We start from the raw sequence: 6724 nt of genomic DNA on the forward strand, positions 1-6724 counted from the left end.
TTTTTAGCTCGGCTGGGGCGCACTATGTATATTGGTTTTGATTACGGCACATCTAACTGTTCAGTAGCGAGTATGGTCAACGGCGTGCCCACGCTGTTAGCGCTAGAAAATGGTCAGCATTATCTGCCGTCAACCTTAGCCGCCCCCACGCGTGATGCCGTGTCTGAGCACCTGTTTCGCTTTAGCAATATTCAACCAAGCGATGCTACGGGGCAGCAACTGTTACGCCGCGCGATGGCGGCCAACCGTGAAGAAGGCATTGAGCTGCATGCAGAAGATCTGTTGTTCGGCCAAGCAGCGTTAGATCTGTACCTCGCCCATCCGCAAGATCTGTATTACGTCAAATCACCCAAATCTTTTTTGGGAGCGATGGGATTACATCAGGTACAGCTGAGCTTTTTTGAAGATCTGGTCTGCGCCATGATGGCCAACATCAAACAACGCGCCGAGCAGGCAAGCCAACAAGCCATTGATGATGCCGTAATTGGCCGACCAATCAACTTCCAAGGCAGCGGCGGTGAAAGCTCCAACCAACAGGCAGAGCAGATCCTACGCCGTGCCGCTACCCGTGCGGGATTCAAGCGCATTGAGTTTCAATTTGAACCGGTGGCCGCAGGGCTCGAATACGAGGCCAGCCTCAGCCAAGAACAAACTGTATTGGTGGTCGATATCGGTGGTGGTACCACTGACTGCTCACTGCTACGCATGGGGCCCAACTGGCGCGGAAAAAGTGATCGCAGCGCCAGCTTGTTAGCGCATAGCGGACAACGAGTCGGCGGTAACGATTTGGATATCCATCTCGCGTTTAACCAGCTCATGCTCCACTTTGGCGCTGGCACTCTGCTGCAATCAGGTTTAGAGATGCCGATGAAACAGTTGTGGAATCCAATCGCGATCAACGATCTCTCGGCACAAAATGACTTCTACGGTCAACGTAACTTGGCGGAGCTAAAACTGCTGCACAAGGAAGCACAACAACCGGAAAAACTGGCACGCTTGTTAGCGGTTTATCATGACACGCTGGGCTACGGCATTGTACGCCGCGCCGAGGAAGCGAAAATTGCGCTGTCTGCGTCACCAACATACAACAGCCAGATCGCTGTAGATAAAGAAACCGTGGCCTTCGACATTAACTTCGATGAGATGCAGCAAGCCCTCGACACGCCAAAACAGCAGATCAGTAAATTAGTCAAAGAAGCCGTTTCTCAAAGCGGTGAACAGCCAGATGTCATCTTTATGACCGGCGGTTCAGCGCGTTCACCAATTCTGCGCCAAGCGGTAGCGGATGTGCTGCCAGATGTGCCGTTGGTCAGCGGTAACGACTTTGGCTCTGTTACTGCCGGTCTGGCACGTTGGGCTGACGTAGTGTTTGCCTAACCCCCGCGATACCGTGTTGCCACTGCAACGACTGTGGCAACATTCCATACCCTTAGCCGTGTTCCACTGACGCAGCGCCCACACCATGACTATCGCACTTTTGCAAATTTCCCCCTTCCGCCAATATTGGCGAATTTAGCCGCTTGCCCCCCAACCTTGGTTTAGGTTGTAAGCTCCGTCAGCATTGGTCGTTATCTCACCAATATTGAGCTTAGGAAGACTCGAATAGCTCCCGAGTGTGCTCCGGAATTATCCACTTCAAGCCAAATGTTACTCGGCACACGTTGTTAGCAGTAGCCTTTAGTCATGGAAAATATTGCGGACGATGGCGTACTGCGCCAGATCGATGCCGCTTCATCCACAAGTTCACCGCATGATCTATACTGAAACATGTAAAAAAACCGTAAATTTAATGTGACTAATATCGCGTCAACATCTATTGGAATAATGTACCGTATTGGCAGTAGCTGAGAGGCAGTTCCTACAGTCAAGTCATTGCTTAAAAGGACTTAATATGTTTTTGGATTATTTTGCCTTGTGCATGCTCGTATTCGTTAGTTTGACCATCTTTTACGGCATTATCGCCATTCATGACATTCCTTACGATATCGCTAAAAAGCGTAATCACCCGCACCAAGATGCAATACACGCCGCGGGCTGGGTCAGTTTATTTACCCTACATGCCTTATGGCCGTTCCTGTGGATTTGGGCCACCTTGTGGCGTGATGATCGCGGTTGGGGCTTCAATAAGCTGGAAAGCGAACATCAAGATAATCTGCATAAAATCTCGCTGCTGGCAGAGAAAGTCAGCCAACTAGAAACGCAAATTCAACAGTTAGGCCAACCGAAAACCGTCGCGGTAACACCACCGGTGGCCGCCCCGAAAAACGACACGGCAGAATAACGCGCTGACCAACTTTTGAGGGACCTCAAACATGGATATGTTGCTGATTCTTTCCTATACCGCCATCTGTGTAGCGATATTCAAAATTTTTAAGATCCCGCTGAACAAGTGGTCGGTACCAACAGCCGTACTGGGTGGCATCATCCTTATTGGTGCACTGATTTTGCTGATGAACTATAACCACCCGTTTACCGCCGTTGGCGCACAAATCTATACCACAACGCCGATTATGCCAGGGGTTCGTGGCCGCGTTACTGAGGTAGATGCAGTGCCTAACACCATGATGCATAAGGGAGACTTACTATTCAAAATTGACGATACGCCGTTTAAGGCTGAGGTTGTGCGCCTACAAGCAGCGCTCGCTAAAGCGATGCAGGAAAGTCTGCGACTGGATGCCAGTTATGTACAAGCCCAGTCCAATACTGAAAAATACCAAGCCGATAAAGACCGCACTGAACGTGAATATCAACGCTACAAAAAAGGCTATGAAAGTGGCGCCTTTACCGAACAGCAAATGGACACCGCCAGACAAAATTTCAAAGCGGCACAAGCGGCGCTCAAAGCCGCAATCGCTCAAGAGGAAGCTACCCGCCTCGCGAAAACATCAGAGTTTGAAGGCGAAAACACCGACGTTGCCACCACCAGAGCACAACTCGCCAGCGCCGAGTTTAACTTGGAGCAAGCAACAGTAAGAGCACCAACCGATGGCTATGTTACTCAAGTAGCACTGCGCCCAGGGGCAATGGCGGTTCCCTTACCGCTCGCGCCAGTCATGACCTTTGTTCATGCTGAACCACGTACCTACGTAGGCGCCTTTCGTCAAAACTCGTTGATGCGCTTACAACCCGGTAATGAAGCAGAGTTTCTCTTCCGCTCCATTCCCGGCAAAGTCTTTAAAGGCCATGTGGTGGAGATTCTCCCTGCGATTGCTGAAAGCCAAATCCAAGCCGGAGGCCGCTTATTGGGCACCCAAGCGTTAGTGACCTCAGGGCAAGTATTCGTCAAACTGAAAATCGACGATAACTTAGATGAATACCACCTACCGATGGGCACCAATGTGGAGATCGCCGTTTATTCACATCACTTCGAACATGTATCGGTGATGCGCAAAGTACTTATCCGCATGAAGAGCTGGCAAAACTATCTCTATTTAGATCACTAATCCACCGAGTAGCTCCACTCCACGAGCCTACAGATGTAGTCTCGTGGAGCAACCGCCTCCCACCGCCAAGAGAAGGATATCTCCCAAAGACATAGAGGTCATGCTGATAAAAATCATCCATAACACTATGCCAGTCTCTCACGTTGTTGCAGGCATCATCTTCCTTGGTCTGTGCGCCACGCTAGGGTATAGCCAACCACTCGAACCGACACCACTGAGCAAAATATTCGTGCCCATGGCACCTTTGACTGGTTCTACACCCACCGCATCTACTTCCGTCCGGTGTTCTTTGAATACTATCGTGATCCGTTCCAAAACATCGGTAGCAAATACACGTTAGGTGCAGAGGTGGGTTACTATTTCTTTGATACTGATGCTTTTTCTTGGGATCTGGCCGCAGGCCCAGCATTTCAACACACCCGCTTTGATAATGTCGCAGACGGTGAAAGCGATATCAACTCATCAACCTCGGTTTACTTAGCCTCAACCATGGAATATGAGTTCTCTTCATCGATCGATTTGAGTTTTGATTATCGCTACACCGTGGCCCAAACTGCCGCGGGTGGCGACGCACAGTACGCCAAGTTTAGTAGCGAATTTGAAGTGACCGATGATATCGACTTTGACGTATCATTTGTGTGGGAACATTTGGCATCGCCCGTGGCTGATAAGCAGGGCGAAGCGCCTAAGCAGAGTGACTACCGCACCATCACCTCATTAGAAATTGAACTGTAAGCCTGATTGAATACGGCCAATAATGCACTAAACACCGTCTGTAAAATAGCCACAAGCGGCACTCATTGAGCGCCGCTTGTTAACCGCAAAACAATAATTTCGGTTAGTTAGCGCGTTTGCTGCAAGTGAATTTGCGCTCATTCAAACTAAACGTCGCTTCCGCACCTTTATTCCAAAAGGTGATGTTCTTGCCAAGATATTTAGCCCCAGTGGCGCTGGCCATGCGCTGATTCCAAAACGACATCTCTTGCCCAACATACAAAGTGCCAGACGCCGAAGGCGATCTCAGTAGCACCGCAGAGTTTTTGTCGTTAGATAGCATGATGGTTTCCGGCCCAAGAAACTTCATCGAAATAGTACCAATCGTGTCGCAATCAAACATTGACGGTGGCACTTTGGCGCCAGCATCGGCAGGATGGGTTGGCTGGATTTGTCGCTTCATTTCCATCAATGTTAACTTGGGTTGGTTATTGGCATCGTAGAAAATCAGCTGGCCTTGCTCGGTAATTTCATAATGAGAGACCACATTGAGTGCGGCGAGAAAATCTTGCTCTTGCGTACCTAAACTCGGTACACAGGCTCGACGCGTAGAAACCACCCCCGCGACAGAAAACTTGCCGCTGCGGCTGCTGTATGTGCCGCTATATTGGTTACACCCTGCCGAACCTGAAATCCGTCCCGATGCATCAAACTGCATCGTCACCTTACTATTATCAATGAGACCGCGTTGATTCACATCTTCTACACGCCAGATCCCCGATAATGCTGGCGGCGCATCCACGCTAGGTTGTTGATTGGCACAACCAGCCAAAGTGGCTATGGTAGCCAGCAGCAATAATACACGTTGCATAATCTTTCCTTAGTGCAAAGTCCAAATATTATCCGCAACAACATCCCTAACTGTATCAGCCCCCGAGTTTAAGCGTGATGAAAACGAACCGCATAAACGCCGTATTACATGACTCGACATTTATCGCTAACGTGAGCCGCTACATACTAAATAACAAGCAGTTAGCAGATGTTAATCTTCACAAGCTTAGTACATCCTCTTCAGTACAACCAGCCAAGATGACCAGTAAATAGACAAGTATCACGGCGTTGATAAGCCCAGTAATACCGCTTCGGCTAAGCAATCCCCCGCAGGTTTCAATCCCTGAGCTCGAATGCCAACTAACTCCTGTAGCAGCAGCGACATCTGCACGAAACTGTGCCTGTGCATGTAAACGCGCGACAGTACTGGATCAGATCACCATGTGGGACCCCAACTTCTTACGCTACTACAGGATGGAGGTATTTAAGGTAACGGTGACAACAAGCAAAAAAACTTGCAAAGATTGACGATTGAACCGACTAAAGCGCGTGACTAACAGTGGGAAGTTGATGAAAAAGCGTAAAGGTAAACGAGAGAGGCTGGGTGTGATAATCACCTGAAAACAGGCACAAAAAAACCGACTTTCGTCGGCCTATTATCTCACTCGGAGATGGTCAGAGGACGGACTCGAACCGTCACGCTTTTAAGGGCGAGGCCGATACTGTTGAAAGCGAATCCCCTGTGTTCACAGGCTTGCTAGCAACACAGTGTGGAGCTTAAAACCGCCGGCACACCATATTTCAGGCACAAAAAAACCGACTTAATGTCGGCTTATTATCTCTCAAGGAGATGGTACCAGAGGACGGACTCGAACCGTCACGCTTTTAAAGGCAGGGCCGATGTTGTTGAGAGCGAATCCCCTGTGCTCACAGGTTTGCTAGCAGCAACTGTATTTGAAGTTTAAAACCGATATCAAATTTCAGGCACAAAAAAACCGACTTAATGTCGGCTTATTATCTCTCAGGGAGATGGTACCAGAGGACGGACTCGAACCGTCACGCTTTTAAGGGCGGGGGATTTTGAATCCCCTGTGTCTACCAATTTCACCACTCTGGCACATATTTTTAATTTGTTCTTCAAGATGCTTTCATCAGAGAACGGAGCGAATTATACAGTTGCGTTACGGAATCGCAAGTGCTTTCCACACCCTATTTGCATTTTCTGTATCGTATGCTTATTTTTTCTTCTAAGCGTATTTTTAACTAGCAACCTGCCGTAAATTTACCCGCAAATCAAGATGTTTGCTCGCAAGTTTTGGATGTAGCCTATCAGCAAGTATTGATTTTTTGCACTGTGGCAAGATTTCGTTATCGCCGATGTCAGCACTTAAATAAATATCATCGAGATGTTGATCTGGATCGTATTGCACAGGTGGGAGCTGTATTAGTTTTGTATGGCTTTACAAAAAGAGGAGTTCGCCGAGTGTTGCTCGACACTATTTGGCTATAGCTTCCTTTACTCCGCAAAGTTAACTCACCGTTACTTTACGGAGTTTGAGCGTTCACACTTCAATATGCGTTTTAGCATGCTCTGTGTAGAGTTGGCCGTTTTGGCTTTATATAATTCAACATCTCTTTTTAGGGCAGCTTACGCTGCCCTCAGATTAATGACAAACCCCGGTTTTTTAGCCGGGGTTTGTTTTATTAGGCTTGTTATGGGAAACGCTCTTCTTGGC

General features: G+C 48.5%; 6 protein-coding genes, 1 tRNA gene and 1 pseudogene. 5 read left to right on the top strand and 3 right to left on the bottom strand.

Going from position 1 to position 6724, the window contains the following annotated elements:
* Positions 1-24: 24 nt before the first annotated feature.
* The 4 genes and pseudogenes from yegD to ACN0TT_RS17005 form a co-directional block, all read left to right on the top strand.
* Entirely contained in the window at positions 25-1377 is a 1353-nt protein-coding gene (gene yegD / locus ACN0TT_RS16990) for a molecular chaperone (RefSeq protein WP_417763336.1), read from the top strand.
* A 514-nt stretch (positions 1378-1891) separates the two neighbouring features.
* Entirely contained in the window at positions 1892-2281 is a 390-nt protein-coding gene (locus tag ACN0TT_RS16995) for a DUF3302 domain-containing protein (protein WP_417763337.1), read from the top strand.
* Between the two features lie 31 nt (positions 2282-2312).
* Entirely contained in the window at positions 2313-3443 is a 1131-nt protein-coding gene (locus ACN0TT_RS17000; RefSeq protein WP_417763338.1) for an HlyD family secretion protein, read from the top strand.
* 213 nt (positions 3444-3656) lie between these two features.
* Positions 3657-4178, top strand: a pseudogene (locus ACN0TT_RS17005) (DUF481 domain-containing protein); the annotation flags it as partial.
* A 103-nt stretch (positions 4179-4281) separates the two neighbouring features.
* On the opposite strand, the gene ACN0TT_RS17010 reads toward ACN0TT_RS17005, so the two are convergent.
* From ACN0TT_RS17010 to ACN0TT_RS17020, 3 genes are all read right to left on the bottom strand, one after another.
* The gene (locus ACN0TT_RS17010; protein ID WP_417763339.1) at positions 4282-5028 is read right to left on the bottom strand and encodes an META domain-containing protein; all 747 of its coding nucleotides are present in this window, start codon (positions 5026-5028) and stop codon (positions 4282-4284) included.
* Between the two features lie 240 nt (positions 5029-5268).
* On the bottom strand, positions 5269-5397 hold the full coding sequence (locus ACN0TT_RS17015) for a hypothetical protein (protein WP_417763340.1): 129 nt from the start codon (positions 5395-5397) through the stop codon (positions 5269-5271).
* A 621-nt stretch (positions 5398-6018) separates the two neighbouring features.
* Positions 6019-6105 (bottom strand) — tRNA-Leu (locus tag ACN0TT_RS17020).
* 337 nt (positions 6106-6442) lie between these two features.
* Here ACN0TT_RS17020 and ACN0TT_RS17025 point away from each other — a divergent pair.
* Positions 6443-6724: hypothetical protein (locus ACN0TT_RS17025; RefSeq protein ID WP_417763341.1), on the top strand; the 282-nt coding region annotated here is incomplete at its 3' end.

Source organism: Shewanella sp., assembly GCF_048265805.1.
Taxonomy (GTDB): Bacteria; Pseudomonadota; Gammaproteobacteria; order Enterobacterales; family Shewanellaceae; genus Shewanella.

Excerpts from the sequence above, each read along its gene's own strand:
- ACN0TT_RS17000 (WP_417763338.1), top strand. The coding sequence starts at position 2,313 with ATGGATATGTTGCTGATTCTTTCCTATACCGCCATCTGTGTAGCGATA.
- ACN0TT_RS17015 (WP_417763340.1), bottom strand. The coding sequence starts at position 5,397 with ATGCACAGGCACAGTTTCGTGCAGATGTCGCTGCTGCTACAGGAGTTA.
- yegD (WP_417763336.1), top strand. The coding sequence starts at position 25 with ATGTATATTGGTTTTGATTACGGCACATCTAACTGTTCAGTAGCGAGT.
- ACN0TT_RS16995 (WP_417763337.1), top strand. The coding sequence starts at position 1,892 with ATGTTTTTGGATTATTTTGCCTTGTGCATGCTCGTATTCGTTAGTTTG.
- ACN0TT_RS17010 (WP_417763339.1), bottom strand. The coding sequence starts at position 5,028 with ATGCAACGTGTATTATTGCTGCTGGCTACCATAGCCACTTTGGCTGGT.